Origin of the sequence: Escherichia sp. E4742 (genome assembly GCF_005843885.1) — a bacterium.
Lineage (GTDB): Bacteria > Pseudomonadota > Gammaproteobacteria > Enterobacterales > Enterobacteriaceae > Escherichia.
Map to the genome: position 1 here is coordinate 1,929,414 of NZ_CP040443.1, position 17,244 is coordinate 1,946,657.

16 protein-coding genes are annotated in these 17,244 nt (G+C 53.1%); 3 read left to right on the forward strand and 13 right to left on the reverse strand.

Translation table 11 applies throughout. The features are described 5' to 3' along the window. Positions 1-5: 5 nt before the first annotated feature. The 3 genes from trkH to pepQ are packed head-to-tail and all read right to left on the reverse strand — an operon-like array spanning position 6 to position 3,441. Positions 6-1,457 carry a Trk system potassium transporter TrkH gene (trkH, locus tag FEM44_RS09370; RefSeq protein ID WP_000545680.1) on the reverse strand — a complete coding sequence of 484 codons (1,452 nt, stop codon included), beginning with the start codon at positions 1,455-1,457 and terminating at the stop codon, positions 6-8. Positions 1,458-1,495: 38 nt separating this feature from the next. Next, complete coding sequence (locus FEM44_RS09375; protein WP_135523425.1) at positions 1,496-2,110, reverse strand: IMPACT family protein; 615 nt, start codon at positions 2,108-2,110, stop codon at positions 1,496-1,498. Next, complete coding sequence (gene pepQ / locus FEM44_RS09380; protein ID WP_000444568.1) at positions 2,110-3,441, reverse strand: Xaa-Pro dipeptidase; 1,332 nt, start codon at positions 3,439-3,441, stop codon at positions 2,110-2,112. The genes FEM44_RS09375 and pepQ overlap by 1 nt, the downstream gene beginning before the upstream one ends. A gap of 189 nt (positions 3,442-3,630) precedes the next feature. Here pepQ and fadB point away from each other — a divergent pair, with 189 nt between their 5' ends. Together fadB and fadA are read left to right on the forward strand one after the other, a co-directional pair. Beyond that, positions 3,631-5,820, forward strand: a complete 2,190-nt coding sequence (fadB, locus tag FEM44_RS09385; protein ID WP_135523424.1) for a fatty acid oxidation complex subunit alpha FadB — start codon at positions 3,631-3,633, stop codon at positions 5,818-5,820. Positions 5,821-5,829: 9 nt separating this feature from the next. After that, positions 5,830-6,993 (forward strand): acetyl-CoA C-acyltransferase FadA, encoded by a 1,164-nt coding sequence (fadA, locus tag FEM44_RS09390; protein ID WP_135523423.1) that lies wholly within the window; start codon positions 5,830-5,832, stop codon positions 6,991-6,993. Positions 6,994-7,268: 275 nt separating this feature from the next. On the opposite strand, the gene fre is transcribed toward fadA, so the two are convergent. Next, a complete protein-coding gene (gene fre, locus FEM44_RS09395) occupies positions 7,269-7,970 on the reverse strand; it encodes an NAD(P)H-flavin reductase (protein ID WP_130209480.1) in 702 nt (233 codons plus the stop codon). A gap of 45 nt (positions 7,971-8,015) precedes the next feature. Then, entirely contained in the window at positions 8,016-9,509 is a 1,494-nt protein-coding gene (ubiD, locus tag FEM44_RS09400) for a 4-hydroxy-3-polyprenylbenzoate decarboxylase (RefSeq protein ID WP_135523422.1), read from the reverse strand. A 166-nt stretch (positions 9,510-9,675) separates the two neighbouring features. Between ubiD and rfaH the strand changes: the two genes are divergently transcribed. Beyond that, positions 9,676-10,164, forward strand: coding sequence for a transcription/translation regulatory transformer protein RfaH (rfaH, locus tag FEM44_RS09405; protein WP_130209478.1), 489 nt, complete (start codon positions 9,676-9,678; stop codon positions 10,162-10,164). Here the strand turns inward: rfaH and tatD are convergent. The 8 genes from tatD to rmuC form a co-directional block, all read right to left on the reverse strand. Continuing rightward, positions 10,161-10,943 (reverse strand): 3'-5' ssDNA/RNA exonuclease TatD, encoded by a 783-nt coding sequence (gene tatD, locus FEM44_RS09410; RefSeq protein ID WP_135523421.1) that lies wholly within the window; start codon positions 10,941-10,943, stop codon positions 10,161-10,163. The genes rfaH and tatD overlap by 4 nt on opposite strands. A 41-nt stretch (positions 10,944-10,984) precedes the next feature. Continuing rightward, positions 10,985-11,755 (reverse strand): Sec-independent protein translocase subunit TatC, encoded by a 771-nt coding sequence (tatC, locus tag FEM44_RS09415; protein ID WP_135523420.1) that lies wholly within the window; start codon positions 11,753-11,755, stop codon positions 10,985-10,987. A 2-nt stretch (positions 11,756-11,757) separates the two neighbouring features. Beyond that, complete coding sequence (gene tatB, locus FEM44_RS09420) at positions 11,758-12,273, reverse strand: Sec-independent protein translocase protein TatB (protein ID WP_130209474.1); 516 nt, start codon at positions 12,271-12,273, stop codon at positions 11,758-11,760. Positions 12,274-12,276: 3 nt separating this feature from the next. After that, complete coding sequence (tatA, locus tag FEM44_RS09425) at positions 12,277-12,546, reverse strand: Sec-independent protein translocase subunit TatA (RefSeq protein ID WP_135523419.1); 270 nt, start codon at positions 12,544-12,546, stop codon at positions 12,277-12,279. Positions 12,547-12,624: 78 nt separating this feature from the next. Further along, the gene (ubiB, locus tag FEM44_RS09430; protein ID WP_130219478.1) at positions 12,625-14,265 is read right to left on the reverse strand and encodes a ubiquinone biosynthesis regulatory protein kinase UbiB; all 1,641 of its coding nucleotides are present in this window, start codon (positions 14,263-14,265) and stop codon (positions 12,625-12,627) included. Further along, entirely contained in the window at positions 14,262-14,867 is a 606-nt protein-coding gene (gene ubiJ, locus FEM44_RS09435) for a ubiquinone biosynthesis protein UbiJ (protein WP_130223349.1), read from the reverse strand. The genes ubiB and ubiJ overlap by 4 nt, the downstream gene beginning before the upstream one ends. A 13-nt stretch (positions 14,868-14,880) precedes the next feature. Then, positions 14,881-15,636: a bifunctional demethylmenaquinone methyltransferase/2-methoxy-6-polyprenyl-1,4-benzoquinol methylase UbiE gene (gene ubiE / locus FEM44_RS09440; RefSeq protein WP_000227958.1), complete on the reverse strand. Its 756-nt coding sequence runs from the start codon at positions 15,634-15,636 to the stop codon at positions 14,881-14,883. 94 nt (positions 15,637-15,730) lie between these two features. Beyond that, positions 15,731-17,158 (reverse strand): DNA recombination protein RmuC, encoded by a 1,428-nt coding sequence (rmuC, locus tag FEM44_RS09445; protein WP_135523418.1) that lies wholly within the window; start codon positions 17,156-17,158, stop codon positions 15,731-15,733. Positions 17,159-17,244 lie beyond the last annotated feature (86 nt).

The window sequence follows — 17,244 nt, forward strand, 5'->3', positions numbered from 1 at the left end:
CTCCATCATTCACGCCAGAAAGTCGGGGTAAAGAGCACCAGCAATGTAAAGACCTCAAGACGACCAAACAGCATGTTGGCAATCAGGATCCATTTAGCCACCGGGTTCATGCTGGTAAAGTTATCAGCAACCACGCCAAGCCCTGGCCCCAGGTTATTCAATGTCGCAACAACCGAGGCAAAGGCAGAAAAGTCATCCACGCCCGTGGCGATTATCGCCAGCATACTGACAATAAACACCAATGCATAGGCGGAGAAAAATCCCCAAACGGCTTCGAGGATACGTTCCGGCAGTGCACGGTTCCCCAGCTTAATGCTGTAGACGGCGTTCGGATGCACTAGTCGTTTCAGCTCACGGTTCCCCTGCTTAAACAGCAGCAGGATGCGGATCACTTTCAGGCCGCCGCCCGTTGACCCGGCGCAACCGCCGATAAAAGCTGAACATAAAAGCAGTACCGGCAAAAAGAGCGGCCAACGGGCAATGCTGTCTGTCGTAAATCCGGCAGTCGTCGCCATCGACACCACCTGGAAAAATGCCTGATTAATCGTCATCAGCGCCGAACTGTAGACATTATGAAACCACAGTACGAGGGTACAAATAACCACCAGCGTAAACTGTACGCCGATAAACATGCGAAATTCCGGATCGCGCCAGTAAACCTTCAGACTACGCCCACTTAGCAGCGAGAAGTGCAGACCGTAGTTACAGCCGGAGATCAGCAGGAAGATAGCAATGATAGTGTTAATGGTCGGGCTATCGAAATAGCCAACGCTGGCATCATGGGTTGAGAAGCCGCCAATGGCGATTGTCGCAAAGCTATGACCGATGGCATCAAAGGCATCCATTCCAGCAAACCACAACGCCAGCGCACAGGCGACGGTCAACAAGACATAAATCAGCCACAAGGTTTTCGCCGTTTCCGCAATACGCGGGCGCATTTTGTTATCTTTCAGCGGGCCGGGCATTTCCGCGCGATAGAGCTGCATCCCACCCACGCCGAGGATAGGCAGTATCGCAACCGCCAACACGATGATCCCCATCCCGCCAAACCATTGCAGCATCTGGCGATAAAAGAGGATGGCATGAGGGAGCGAATCCAGCCCCACCAGCGTAGTGGCCCCCGTGGTGGTCAGGCCGGAGAAAGATTCAAAAAACGCATCGGTAATCGTGAGGTTCGGGCTTTCCGAGAAGATAAAAGGGAGCGCACCGACGCTACCCAGCACGGTCCAGAACAGCACCACGATCAGAAACCCTTCACGAGATTTCAGTTCGCCCTTCTCTTTACGGTTCGGCCACCACAGCATAGAGCCAATGGCGAGGGCGACAAAAAAGGTCTGGGTAAAAGCGCGGCCCGCTCCATCCCGGTAGATGAGTGCTACCAGCCCAGGAATAATCATCGTCCCTGAAAACAAGATGACCAGTAGTCCAACGATTCGGGTAATGGCGCGAAAATGCATCTCTGCCGCTTCCTTAGTTCTGCAAAACGAAGTGGGGATTATTCTTCAATCGCTAACAATTGCAATGAACCACGGCTAAAATCCGCCAGCTTTGCGGAAAATTCAGCCACTTTCGCTGCCGGAAGCGCCACCCGCAGCAGAACGAATGCCTGATAATCACTGTTGATAATTTTGCCGTCACACTGCCCCAGCAACGCTTCAATGCCGGTTAACTGACTATATTCACATTGCAAAGTATATTCGGTTAATGGCGTCTTGCGTTGGGTCGTTAGCTGGCGCAGCGCCTGATTCACGCCGCCGCCATACGCTTTCACTAACCCACCGGTGCCCAGCAATATGCCGCCGTAGTAGCGCACCACCACAGCGGTAATTTCCCCGACGCCGCTGCCCATTAGCTGGGCGAGCATCGGTTTACCTGCCGTTCCCGCCGGCTCCCCGTCGTCAGAGAAACCCAGCTGTTGAGAATCATCCGGCGCACCCGCCACCCACGCCACGCAATGGTGGCGGGCATCGGGGTGTTCTGCCCGCACCGATTCAACAAACGCTTTCGCCGCCTCAACGCCATCGGTATGCGCCAACATCGTCATGAAGCGGCTCTTTTTGATCTCTTCAACGACCGTGACCGGTGCCGCAGGAATTAACCAGCTTTCCATCACGCCAGTTTCAGATCCCGGGTCATGTTTTCCACGTTGTTTTCGTGGATCACCACGTTGTCTTCGATACGAATGCCGCCGAACGGTTTCAGTGCTTCAATTTTCTGCCAGTTGAAGTGTTTGCTGAACTGCCCTTCACGCCACGGTGCCAGCAGCGATTCGATGAAGTAGATACCCGGTTCGATGGTTAACACCATGCCCGGCTGGAGAATACGGGTGCAGCGCAGGTACGGATATTTTGCCGGTGCCGCGAGGTGCGTACCGCTATCATCCTGCATAAAACCGGCTACGTCATGCACCTGCAGGCCCAGCGGATGGCCGATACCATGCGGCATAAACGGTCCGGTGAGATCGTTTTCGACCATCGCTTCTTCACTCATATCGGTGATGATTTGATGTTTACGCAGCAGTTTGGCGATGCGCTGATGGAACTGGATGTGGTAATCCACATAGCTGACGCCTGCTTTCATGGTAGCGATCAGCGCCAGTTGTTCATCATTAACGTCTTTCACCAGCTGCGCGTAGTCGTTGTCGCTTTTTGCCGACCAGGTACGAGTCAGGTCAGCCGCATAACCGTTATATTCAGCCCCGGCATCCAGAAGGAAGCTGCGCATCTCTTCCGGTGCCTGATGATCTAGTTTGGTGTAATGCAACACCGAAGCGTGTTCGTTAAGCGCCACAATGTTGCTGTAAGGTACGTCGGTATCACGATGACCGGTCGCGGTCAGATAGGCAATGTTGATATCGAACTCGCTCATGCCAGAACGGAACGCTTCTTCTGCCGCGCGATGACCGTTGACCGCCATTTTCTGCGCTTCACGCATACAGGCCAGTTCGTACTCGGTTTTGAAGGAGCGGTAGTAATGCAGGTAGTCGATAACCCCTTTCGGGTTGATGTTGCTGGCCTCAATACCCAGTTGCAGCGCACGTTCCGGCACCGGACCGATATAACCGATATTGCCGCGCGCAGCAGGCAGCAGGCTACCAATGCCATCGGCTTTCGGCAGCGCGATCACTTCCACGTCTTCAGTCCAGAAAGAGGTCGGCAGCGGTTCGACGTTGTGCCAGTAATCAACTGGCAGATAGAACCACAGTTTCGGCTTGTTCACGCCATCCACCAGCAACCAGCAGTTTGGCACCTGAGTTACCGGCACCCACGCTTTGAATTGCGGGTTCACTTTAAACGGGTAGGGATGATCGTCGAGAAAAACATTGAACAGCTCGCCGGAGTGAATAAGTAATGCATCCAGCTTGAAGCGCGCCAGCGCATCGCGAGTCCGTTCTTGTAAGGTAGCTATATGATTTTTATAGAGCGAGGCCAGTGATTCCATTTTTTACCCTTCTGTTTTTTTGACCTTAAGTCTCCGCATCTTAGCACATCGTTCATCCAGAGCGTGATTTCTGCCGAGCGTGATCAGATCGGCATTTCTTTAATCTTTTATTTGCATATTTTTAACACAAAATACACACTTCGATGCATCTGGTACGACCAGATCACCTTGCGGATTCAGGAGACTGACATGCTTTACAAAGGCGACACCCTGTACCTTGACTGGCTGGAAGATGGCATTGCCGAACTGGTATTTGATGCCCCAGGTTCAGTTAATAAACTCGACACTGCGACCGTCGCCAGCCTCGGCGAGGCCATCGGCGTGCTGGAACAGCAATCAGATCTAAAAGGGCTGCTGCTGCGTTCGAACAAAGCAGCCTTTATCGTCGGTGCTGATATCACCGAATTTTTGTCCCTGTTCCTCGTTCCCGAAGAACAGTTAAGCCAGTGGCTGCATTTTGCCAATAGCGTGTTTAATCGCCTGGAAGATCTGCCGGTGCCGACCATTGCTGCCGTCAACGGCTATGCGCTGGGCGGTGGCTGCGAATGCGTGCTGGCGACCGATTATCGTCTGGCGACGCCGGATCTGCGTATCGGTCTGCCGGAAACCAAACTGGGCATCATGCCGGGCTTTGGCGGTTCTGTACGTATGCCACGTATGCTGGGCGCTGACAGTGCGCTGGAAATCATTGCCGCCGGTAAAGATGTCGGCGCGGATCAGGCGCTGAAAATCGGTCTGGTGGATGGCGTAGTCAAAGCAGAAAAACTGATTGAAGGGGCGATGGCGGTTTTACGCCAGGCCATTAACGGCGACCTCGACTGGAAAGCGAAACGTCAGCCGAAGCTGGAACCGCTAAAACTGAGCAAGATTGAAGCCACCATGAGCTTCACTATCGCTAAAGGGATGGTCGCGCAAACGGCGGGGAAACATTATCCGGCCCCCATCACCGCAGTAAAAACCATTGAAGCTGCGGCCCGTTTTGGTCGTGAAGAAGCATTAAATCTGGAAAACAAAAGTTTTGTCCCGCTGGCGCATACCAACGAAGCCCGCGCACTGGTCGGCATTTTCCTTAACGATCAATATGTAAAAGGCAAAGCGAAGAAACTCACCAAAGACGTTGAAACACCGAAACAGGCCGCTGTACTGGGCGCAGGTATCATGGGTGGCGGCATCGCTTACCAGTCCGCGTGGAAAGGCGTGCCGGTTGTCATGAAAGATATTAACGACAAGTCGTTAACCCTCGGCATGACCGAAGCCGCGAAACTGCTGAACAAGCAGCTTGAGCGCGGCAAGATCGATGGTCTGAAACTGGCTGGCGTGATCTCCACAATCCACCCAACGCTCGACTACGCCGGGTTTGACCGCGTGGATGTTGTGGTAGAAGCGGTTGTCGAAAACCCGAAAGTGAAAAAAGCCGTACTGGCAGAAACCGAGCAGAAAGTACGCCCGGATACCGTGCTGGCGTCTAACACTTCAACCATTCCTATCAGCGAACTGGCTAACGCGCTGGAACGCCCGGAAAACTTCTGCGGGATGCACTTCTTTAACCCGGTGCACCGAATGCCGTTGGTAGAAATTATTCGCGGCGAGAAAAGCTCCGACGAAACCATCGCGAAAGTCGTCGCATGGGCGAGCAAGATGGGCAAAACGCCGATTGTGGTTAACGACTGCCCCGGCTTCTTTGTTAACCGCGTGTTGTTCCCCTACTTCGCCGGTTTCAGCCAGCTGCTGCGCGACGGCGCGGATTTCCGCAAGATAGACAAAGTGATGGAAAAACAGTTTGGCTGGCCGATGGGTCCGGCATACCTGCTGGACGTCGTCGGGATTGATACCGCGCATCATGCCCAGGCGGTGATGGCAGCAGGCTTCCCGCAACGGATGCAGAAAGATTATCGCGATGCCATCGACGCGCTGTTTGATGCCAACCGCTTTGGTCAGAAGAACGGCCTCGGTTTCTGGCGTTATAAAGAAGACAGCAAAGGTAAGCCGAAGAAAGAAGAAGACGCCGTCGTTGACGACCTGCTGGCAGAAGTGAGCCAGCCGAAGCGCGATTTCAGCGAAGAAGAGATTATCGCCCGCATGATGATCCCGATGGTCAACGAAGTGGTGCGTTGTCTGGAAGAAGGCATTATCGCGACTCCGGCAGAAGCGGATATGGCGCTGGTCTACGGCCTGGGCTTCCCTCCGTTCCACGGCGGCGCGTTCCGCTGGCTGGACACACTCGGCAGCGCGAAATACCTCGATATGGCACAGCAATATCAGCACCTTGGCCCGATGTATGAAGTGCCGGAAGGTCTGCGTAATAAAGCGCGTCATAACGAACCGTACTATCCCCCGGTTGAACCAGCCCGTCCGGTTGGCGACCTGAAAACGGCTTAAGGAGTCACAATGGAACAGGTTGTCATTGTCGATGCAATTCGCACCCCGATGGGCCGTTCGAAGGGCGGTGCTTTTCGTAACGTGCGTGCGGAAGATCTCTCCGCTCATTTAATGCGTAGCTTGCTGGCGCGTAACCCGGCGCTGGAAGCGGCGGCCCTCGACGATATTTACTGGGGCTGTGTGCAGCAGACGCTGGAGCAGGGTTTTAATATCGCCCGTAACGCGGCGCTGTTGGCTGAAGTACCACACTCTGTCCCGGCGGTTACCGTCAATCGCTTGTGTGGTTCATCCATGCAGGCATTACATGATGCAGCACGAATGATCATGACTGGCGATGCACAGGCATGTCTGGTTGGCGGCGTGGAGCATATGGGCCATGTGCCGATGAGTCACGGCGTCGATTTTCACCCCGGCCTGAGCCGCAATGTCGCCAAAGCGGCGGGCATGATGGGCTTAACGGCAGAAATGCTGGCGCGTATGCACGGTATCAGCCGTGAAATGCAGGATGCCTTTGCCGCGCGATCACACGCTCGCGCCTGGGCCGCCACGCAGTCGGGCGCATTTAAAAATGAAATCATCCCGACCGGTGGTCACGATGCCGACGGCGTACTGAAGCAGTTTAATTATGACGAAGTGATTCGCCCGGAAACCACCGTGGAAGCCCTCGCCACGCTGCGCCCGGCGTTTGATCCAGTCAACGGTACGGTAACGGCGGGTACATCTTCTGCGCTTTCCGATGGTGCAGCTGCCATGTTGGTGATGAGTGAAAGCCGCGCCCGTGAATTAGGTCTTAAGCCGCGCGCCCGCGTACGTTCGATGGCGGTCGTCGGTTGTGACCCGTCTATTATGGGTTACGGCCCGGTTCCGGCCTCGAAGCTGGCGCTGAAAAAAGCGGGGCTTTCTGCCAGTGATATCGGCGTGTTTGAAATGAATGAAGCCTTTGCCGCGCAGATCCTGCCATGTATTAAAGATCTGGGGCTAATGGAGCAGATTGACGAGAAGATCAACCTCAACGGTGGTGCGATCGCGCTGGGTCATCCGCTGGGTTGTTCCGGTGCTCGTATCAGCACCACGCTGCTGAATCTGATGGAGCACAAAGACGTCCAGTTTGGTCTGGCGACGATATGTATCGGTCTGGGTCAGGGTATTGCGACGGTGTTTGAGCGGGTTTAACCACTTGCCGGATGCGGCATAAACGCCTTATCCGGCCTACGGTTCAGGACTATTTGTACGCACGATAAGACGCGCAAGCGTCGCATCGGGCATTGTTTGCCGGATGCGGCGTAAACGCCTTATCCGGCCTACGGTTCAGGACTATTTGTACGCACGATAAGACGCGTCAGCGTCGCATCGGGCATTGCTTGCCGGATGCGACATAGCTCCAAATGCCACTGTATAAAGTTTTAGTTGCCGTTCTTCCCGCCTGTCAGGGGCGGGTTTTTTATGGCTTAGATAAACGCAAACGCATCGCCAAACAGGCGATCTTCCCGTGCATTACGCTCATTGCAGAACAGGTCACGGGCGATTTTCGCCATCTCAAAGCGGCCAGCGATATAGATATCATGCTCCGCCAGCGTACCGTGATCCTGCAATACCGCTGTTAACACGGTGCCAGTACGTCCACGCCAGCCCGCTTCTGGTTGTTCAACCACCGGCACCACACGCAAACCAGGATGCTTCAGAGAAAGCGCCTCAAGCTCGGACAGATCATAAAGATGTTGCTCTTCACGCCCGCCCCAGTAAATGGTGATATCGCGATTGGGATTACGCGCCAACGCTGTCAGTAAAATCGAGCGCGCATAAGAGAACCCCGTGCCGCCCGCAATCAGAATCATCGGACGTTCTTCATCATCGCGCAGCCACGCTTCACCGTGGGGAATATCCACCACGATTTGATGATCTTTAAGGATGCGATCCATAACGGCTTTGGCGTAGAGATTGATTTCCGAAGCGCCAATGTGCAACTCAATGAAACCTTGTTCATTCGGCGTCGAAGCCATTGAAAACGGGCGTTTGTCGCGCTCATCCATCACTACCATCAAATACTGACCAGCACGAAAAGAAAAGGCCGCGTCTGGCACGATGCGGACACGATATACGGTATCCGTGATAGCTTCTACCGAGGTCACTTTACAGCTTAAGGTTGTCATGCGCTTTCTCTGTCGGATCGATAAATAGGGCAAAACAAACGCGCATCAGGCGCTTTTACCGTTGTTAAAAATAGCCAGTTCATCCCAGATGGCGTCAATATGCGCGACAACATCTGGATCTTTTTTGATGGGACGCCCCCATTCACGCTGGGTTTCCCCTGGCCATTTATTCGTGGCATCCAGCCCCATTTTTGAACCCAGCCCGGAGACGGGCGAGGCAAAATCCAGATAATCAATGGGCGTATTTTCTACCAACACCGTATCCCGCGCAGGGTCCATACGGGTGGTAATTGCCCAAATCACATCGTTCCAGTCGCGTGCGTTGACATCATCATCGCAGACGATCACGAACTTAGTGTACATAAACTGGCGTAAGAATGACCAGACCCCCATCATGACGCGCTTCGCATGTCCGGCGTACTGTTTTTTGATTGTCACTACCGCCAGGCGATAAGAACAGCCTTCCGGCGGCAGGTAAAAATCGACAATTTCCGGGAACTGTTTTTGCAGTATCGGCACGAACACTTCGTTCAACGCCACGCCCAGTACCGCGGGTTCATCTGGCGGACGCCCGGTATAGGTGGAATGGTAAATCGCATCTTCACGCTGGGTAATATGCGTCACGGTAAATACCGGGAAACTATCGACTTCGTTATAGTAACCGGTGTGGTCGCCATACGGCCCTTCCGGCGCAGTTTCGCCTTGTTCGATATACCCTTCCAGCACAATCTCCGCACTGGCGGGCACTTCAAGGTCATTGGAGATACACTTCACCACTTCGGTCTTGGTGCCGCGCAGCAATCCGGCAAAGGCGTATTCCGACAATGTATCCGGAACGGGCGTCACTGCACCGAGAATCGTAGCGGGATCAGCGCCCAACGCCACAGAAACCGGGAAACGTTCCCCTGGATGCGCCGCACACCACTCCTGGAAATCCAGCGCGCCGCCGCGATGCGACAGCCAGCGCATAATCAATTTATTTTTACCAATCAGCTGCTGGCGATAAATGCCCAGATTCTGCCGCTCTTTATGCGGGCCGCGCGTTACGGTCAGCCCCCAGGTAATCAGCGGAGCGGCGTCTTCCGGCCAGCAGGTCATAATGGGAATGCGGTTAAGATCGACGTCATCACCAGAGACGATTTTTTGTTGGCAAGGCGCACCACGCAATCGCTTTGTCGGCATGTTTAACACCTGCTTAAACTGCGGCAGTTTATCAAACAGGTCGCGGAAACCTTTTGGCGGCTCAGGCTCTTTCAGAAACGCCAATAATTTACCGACTTCACGCAGCGCCGAAACATCTTCCTGGCCCATGCCCATCGCCACGCGCTTTGGCGTACCAAACAGGTTGCACAGCACCGGCATCGAATAATCTTTGGGGTTTTCAAACAACAACGCAGGTCCACCGGCACGCAGAGTGCGGTCAGCAATTTCAGTGATTTCCAGATGCGGATCCACCGGGAGCGTGATACGTTTTAGCTCACCCTGCTGTTCAAGCAGCGTCAGGAAGTCGCGTAAATCGTTATATTTCATGGCGTCCATTGTAGCCTCTTAATCTTCGCCCATTATACGGCGTTCATCTTCGCGATGCTGTAAATTTGTTAAATTAGCGTGAACTCTGACGGCATAACGCAAACCGGGGAATATAATTAACTTAGCGTAAAGCTTTTGCTATCCTTGCGCCCCGATTAAACGGATAAGAGTCATTATGCAATCCTGGTATTTACTGTACTGCAAGCGCGGGCAACTTCAACGTGCCCAGGAACACCTCGAAAGACAGGCGGTGAATTGCCTGGCGCCGATGATCACCCTGGAAAAAATCGTGCGAGGCAAACGTACCGCAGTCAGTGAACCATTGTTCCCCAACTACCTGTTTGTGGAATTTGACCCGGAAGTGATTCATACCACAACCATCAGTGCGACCCGCGGCGTCAGCCACTTTGTGCGCTTTGGCGCATCGCCGGCGATAGTCCCATCTGCGGTTATTCATCAGCTGTCGGTGTATAAACCGGAAGACATTGTTGATCCGGCGACGCCCTATCCTGGTGATAAGGTGATTATCACCGAAGGCGCTTTCGAAGGTTTTCAGGCTATTTTCACCGAACCCGACGGCGAGGCTCGCTCTATGCTATTGCTTAATCTTATCAATAAAGAGATTAAGCACAGTGTGAAGAACACCGAGTTCCGCAAACTCTAGAACGCAATCCTAAATAATTTTTTGACATTGGCATCCGTGGTGGCAGCCAGCCATGCGGCATCTTCCCCACGCCAGTGTGCAATACGTTGCAAAATATGGGGCAGATAGGCTGGCTCATTACGCCGTGACGATGGCTTCGGCGTGAGATCGCGCGGAAGCAAATACGGAGCGTCTGTCTCAACCAGCAATTGCTCCGCCGGAATAAATGGCAACAGTTCTCGCAGCTCCAGTCCGCGTCGTTCATCGCAAACCCAACCAGTAATGCCGATATAAATTCCGCGCGCCACGCACGCCTGCATCTCTTCGCGTGTGCCGGTAAAACAGTGCAACACCGCGCCAGGCAGTTTATCCAGCCACGGCTCCAGCAACGTCATAAACCGCTCGTGGGCATCACGGCAGTGCATAAATACCGGCATGTTTAACTCTGCGGCAATACGTAGCTGGGCAACAAAAGCGCGTTCCTGCTCTTCCGTCGAGGAAAAGTTGCGGTTAAAGTCGAGGCCACACTCACCAATCGCCACCACTTCTGGCTGCGAGGCCAGCGCCACAATCATTTCTTCTGTTGCGTCTTGCCACTGGCTACTGTCATGAGGATGTACGCCCGCCGTTGACCAACAGGACGAATACTGACGCGCCAGCTTTTGCGCCTGCTGGCTTTCGCGCAGGTTAGTGCCGGTGATGAGTAGTCCATTAACTCCCGCAGCAAAAGCGCGCGCTACGACATCATCACGGTCTTTCGCAAATTGTGAGCTGGTCAAATTAACGCCGATATCAAACATCCTGCACTCCATATGACAACCGCCCTGACGGGCGGTTGAGTTTATTCTTCAGTTTTTTCGCTTTCAGCGTCGTTTTCTTCTTCCCGGTTTCGGCCTTTACCAACGTAAAAGCGTGAGAAGAAGACACCGATTTCAAACAGGCAGTACATCGGAATCGCCAACAGCGTTTGCGAGAAGACATCCGGCGGCGTCAGCAGCATCCCGACGACGAATGCGCCAACCAGCACATACGGACGTTTTTTGCGTAAGTCTTCTGGCGAGGTAATCCCCATCCAGCACAGCAGCACAATCGCCACAGGTACTTCAAAGGAAATACCAAACGCCATAAACAACGCCATCACGAAGCTCAAATAGCTGGCAATGTCGGTGGATACCTGCACCCCTTCAGGCGCGGTATTGGCAAGGAAACCAAACGCCAGCGGGAAGACCACGAAATAAGCGAACGCCATGCCGATATAAAACAGCAGAGAGCTGGAAACCAGCAGCGGCACCACCAGGCGACGTTCGTGCTTATAGAGTGCAGGAGCGATAAATGCCCACACCTGATAGAGAATCACCGGCGCTGACAGAATCAGCGACACCATAAAGGTCAGCTTGATTGGCGTAAAGAACGGCGAGGCCACATCGGTGGCGATCATCGTTGAACCTTGCGGCAACTGCTTGATCAATGGCGCGGATACCAGGTGATAGATGTCATTGGCGAAATAGACCAGACACAGAAATATCACGATCACCGCGATAATGCAGTTCAGCAGACGCTTACGCAGCTCAATCAGATGCGTGATAAGCGGTTGAGTATCTTCTACAGACATGTTTACGGTTTATCACTCGACGAAGGGGAATGTGCAGCGGTTTTCGGTTCAGCGTCCGCAGCAGGTTTTACCACCGGCTCTGGCGTGGTTTCTGGCTTCTGTTCCGGCGAACTGGCCTGCGTTTGTGCAGCGGCAGGCGTGACGCCTTCATGCGCAGCCTCATTGTCTTTCACCACCGGGTTATGAATGGTGTGCGCTTCATCGCTCGCCTTTTCAGGGTCATTCGCAACGTAGGAACGCTTCATCGACTCCGCAGCCTGGCGCAGCTCATCCATTGACGCTTTCAGTTCAGGCGTCAGGTTGGTGAGACTCGCCTTTTCAACCTTTTTCAGGCTGTCCTGAAACTCCTGGAGTTTTAACTCCTGGGTCAGTTCGTTCTGCACCGTTGTTGCCAGTGAACGCAACGCACGAATCCAGCCCGCTACCGTTTTTACCGCCACAGGCAGTCGTTGCGGCCCCAGAACTACGAGGCCGATGATGAACACCAATAGCAGTTCGCTAAAACCGATATCAAACACGGATTACACCTGCTCTTTATCGTGGCGCTTTGCGTCTTCTGTTTTAGCCTGTTCCTGATTCGCATCCGTCTGCTTATCGGCGATGGTTTTCGCAGTAAAATCAGCATCCTGACTGGTTTTATCCTGCTTTGGTTCATCATCGCTCATTGCTTTTTTAAAGCCTTTGATCGACGCACCAAGATCGGAACCGATGGAGCCGAGCTTTTTGGTGCCAAAAAGCAGTACAACGATGACGGCAATAATCAATAACTGCCAAATACTGATACCACCCATACATGTTCCTCTGTGGTAGATGATGATTAAACAAGGCCGCATTATACGTTACACGGCCCGCCTTGAGCGATGAAAAAATCAGCGTGTTTTGCACCAACCGACAAACCAGGCGATCAGACCGGCCGCCATTAACCAGCCGGGCATCAGCCCCCATTCCGGTCGGCTGACCAACAAGAATGTGCCGCTTAATACTAACGTCGCACCAATCCCCAATAAGTAACGAGATTGTCCCTGACGCACATGATTCGACTGTAACTCGCGCGCAATCTTATCAACACTATGCTGTAAATACTTGCCCTGGCGCAAACTGTCATAAACCAATTCAGGCAGTTCTGGCATTTTTTCGATCCAGAACGGCGCTTTTTCCTTAAATGCTCTCACCAGCGCGGGAATACCGACCTGATCTTTAATCCACGATTCAAGGAAAGGTTTTGCAGTTTTCCATAAATCGAGCTGCGGATAAAGCTGCCGTCCTACCCCTTCGATATAGAGCAAGGTTTTCTGAAGTAACACCAGTTGCGGCTGCACTTCCATATTGAAGCGACGCGCCGTATTAAACAGATTTAACAGCACATGTCCAAACGAAATTTCGGCCAGCGGTTTCTCAAAGATAGGTTCACAGACAGTACGAATGGCAAATTCGAACTCTTCAACGTTGGTATCTGGCGGTACCCAGCCTGAATCGACATGCAGCTCCGCCACTTTGCGATAGTCGCGGTTAAAGAAGGCGATAAAGTTTTCCGCCAGATAGCGTTTATCTTCCTTGTTTAGCGAGCCGACTATCCCGCAATCAATGCCGATATATTTCGGGTTTTCCGGGTGTTCATAGCTTACGAAGATGTTGCCTGGATGCATATCGGCATGGAAAAAGCTGTCACGGAAAACCTGGGTGAAGAACACCTGCACACCGCGTTCCGCCAGCAATTTCATGTTAGTGCCGTTTTTCTCCAGCGCCGCAACATCAGAAACGGGAATGCCGTAAATGCGCTCCATCACCATCATCCCTTCGCTGCAATAGTCAGGGTAAACTTCCGGGATGTAGAGCATCGGGCTGTCTTCAAAATTGCGTCGTAACTGAATGGCGTTGGCAGATTCCCGCAGCAAATTCAGTTCATCAATCAAGGTCTTTTCGTACTCGCGCACCACTTCAGTTGGGCGCAGACGGCGGCCATCCGGCAGCAAACGCGGCACCCAACGGGCCAGACGGTAGATAAGTTTCAGGTCCGCTTTAATCACCGGCAAAATATCCGGGCGAATGACTTTAATTACCACATCTTTGCCATTCGATTTCAATCGCGCGGTATGAACCTGGGCGATTGAGGCCGACGCCAGCGGCTCGATTTCAAAATCGTCAAACCACGCCTCCACCGGCAGACCGCCCATTGCAGCTTCAATCTGTTGCTTCGCCAGTCTGCCATCAAACGGTGCGACTTTGTCCTGCAATAACGCCAGCTGATCGGCAATATGCGGCGGGAAAAGGTCGCGACGGGTAGACAACATCTGCCCGAACTTGATCCATACCGGCCCCAGCTCTTGCAGCGCCAGTCGCAGTCGCTCACCTAACGGTTTTTCTTTATGCCGGTTCGGCATCCAGAAGAGCGTGTATCGCCATAACCGCAGCGGCAGGGTGATACGCATGTTGGGGATCAGTTCATCAAGTCCGTAGCTTAGAAAGGTGCGAATGATGAAATATAGGCGCCGTACTTCACCTGGCGTCATTTAGCCTCCAGTTTTTCCAGCCGTTTGGTCAGGGCATCAACAGCACGCTCGACGGCAGCCGTCTCTTCCGCAAACCAGGCCACTTCAAGCGGACCTGGCGCCATACGCCACTCTTCGGTGATAGCTTCCGCCACGTAACGTTGCTGGCGTTTAATACCATGATGCAGGAACTTCGCACCGCCGCGCAGGGCTTTGCTGATACCTTCAGCGGCGATATCACCGGTATAAGGGGCCAACAGTTCAGCAGGGTCGAACTCTGCCAGATCTGCCAGCGCAACGAAATTCTGTACCACCTGAATATCGCCCTGCACTTCCAGCTCACCGCTACGAATTAGTGCGGCAAGCTGCTGGCGGTCACGAAGTTTCGGCAACACGCTGGCGTAAGCGATAACGGTGCAATCAGCATCGCCAGACCATTCGCCCAGCACATCGACCTGGCGTTCACTAAACACCAGAATTAGCGACGTCGAAAAGCCTTTTACCTCCACGCGCAATACTTTACCCAGCAGACGCGAGCGGGCTGTTTTCAGCGCGGGTGAGCGATACAGGAAAGTGTTGAGCAGACTTTCAATTCCTGCCGTCACTAAAGGTTTAAAAGGCATAGTCGTACTCCTGTCAGAATTTATAACCACGATGCAGCGCCACAACGCCAGCCGTCAGGTTGTAATAATCGACACTTTCGAATCCGGCATCCTGCATCATGGCTTTCAGCGTATCCTGATCGGGATGCATACGGATGGATTCGGCCAGATAGCGGTAGCTGTCGGCATCGTTCGCCACCAGCGAACCAATACGTGGCAGCACATGGAAGGAGTAAGCGTCATAGGCTTTGCTTAACGGTTCGATAATCGGCTTCGAGAACTCAAGCACCAGCAGGCGGCCGCCCGGTTTCAGCACGCGATACATCGAACGCAGTGCTTTATCTTTGTCGGTAACGTTGCGCAGACCAAACGAAATGGTGATGCAGTCAAAGGTGTTATCCGGGAACGGCAGCGCCTCGGCGTTCGCCTGAACATACTCAACGTTGCCAATCACACCGATATTACGCAGTTTCTCGCGCCCCATTTTGAGCATGGATTCATTGATATCGGCGAGGACCACTTTGCCAGTCTCACCGACCAGGCGGGAGAATTTTGCCGTCAGGTCACCGGTGCCGCCAGCCAGATCCAGCACGGTCTGCCCACGGCGTACGCCGCTGCAATCGATCGTGAATCGCTTCCACAAACGATGAATACCAAATGACATCAAATCATTCATGACATCATATTTCGATGCCACGGAATGGAAAACGTGGGCGACCATATCTGCTTTTTGTTCTTTCGCGACGGTCTGAAAACCAAAGTGCGTCGTTTCTTGTGACTTATCCACCATCTCAATGCCTGCTCATCAAAAAATTGTTCCAGAAGTGTAACAGATTGGGCGTCGATGCCCTAGATTTCTACCCGGCGTAACTACCCCCAATGGGCTAGCGCGACTGCTGATTATATTCATCATCGCGTTGATAAGCTTCATCATTCGGCTGCCCTGGAACCGACCGCAGTCGATACTCTTCATCCTGGCTCACCGCCTGTTCAGCCAAGTCCGGATTAATCTCGCGTTTAATTTCTACCCCTAAACCGCGAAACGCTTCTGCCTGCGCCAGCACATTTCCGCGACCTGAAGAGAGTTTTTTCATCGCCTGGCGATAGTTATCCTGCGCTTTGTCCAGACTTTGACCAATCGCGGACATATCATCAATAAACAGACGCATCTTGTCGTACAGCTTGCTGGCACGATCGGCGATTTGCTGGGCGTTACGGCTTTGATGCTCATAACGCCACAGGTTGGCGATAGTACGCAACGCCACCAGCAGCGTGGTGGGGCTAACCAGCATGATGTTGTTCTTTAACGCTTCGGTGATCAGCTCCGGCTGGCGATCAAGCGCCAGTAAAAACGCTGGCTCAACGGGGATAAACATCAGCACGTAATCCAGCGTTCGTAGCCCCGGCAGCTGTTGATAGTCTTTGCGCCCAAGCAAGCGGATGTGATTACGTACCGAAGCAATATGCTCCTGCAATGCGCTTTCACGTGTGTAGTCGTCTTCCGCGTTGAAGTAGCGTTCATAGGCGACCAGCGTCATTTTTGCATCGATCACCACATCTTTCCCCTGCGGTAGCCGCACGATGACATCCGGCTGCATCCGCGAGCGAGCGTCATTTTCAATGCTTACCTGGGTTTCGTATTCATACCCTTCACGCAGTCCGGAAGCCTCCAGCACCCGCGTCAGTACCACTTCGCCCCAGTTCCCCTGGGTTTTGTTATCACCTTTCAGCGCGCGCGTCAGGTTGATCGCTTCCTGGGCCATTTGCGCGTTGAGTTGCTGTAGATTACGAATTTCGTGGGTCAGGGTATGGCGTTCTTGTGCTTCTTTACCAAAGCTGTCCTGTACCTGTCGGCGAAAACCATCCAGTTGTTCACGCAGCGGCGATAGCAGGTTGTTCAGACTCTGGCGATTTTGTTCATCTACACGGCGATTACTGTGCTCAAAAATACGGTTGGCGAGGTTTTCAAACTGCTCGCTCAAGCGCTGCTCGCTGTTAATCATCTGGCGAATTTTATCGTCAGCATGTTGCTGTGCAGCTTCCATCCGCGTGGTTACTTCACGCAGATCTGCCTCCAGCGAGGTGTTAATACTTTGCAGACTACGCACTTCGTTATTGAGCAATTCACACTCTGCACGCCAGTGCTCACTTTGGGTAATTTGTTGTTTTGCCGCACTTAACTCCGCGACCATCTCTTCACGTTCGGCTAATTGCTCGGCTTTTTGCTGCGCATGTTGATAACTGGCAAACAGCCAACCGATGGCCACACTGACCAGCCCAATAATGGCATAAACAATGATTGAGAAATCCACAAAGCCTCCTGACGCAACAACTTACCCGCACAAAATAGAATTGTGCTGTACAAACGTCCAGTTTGAAAGGTATTTCCTGCGAGGCG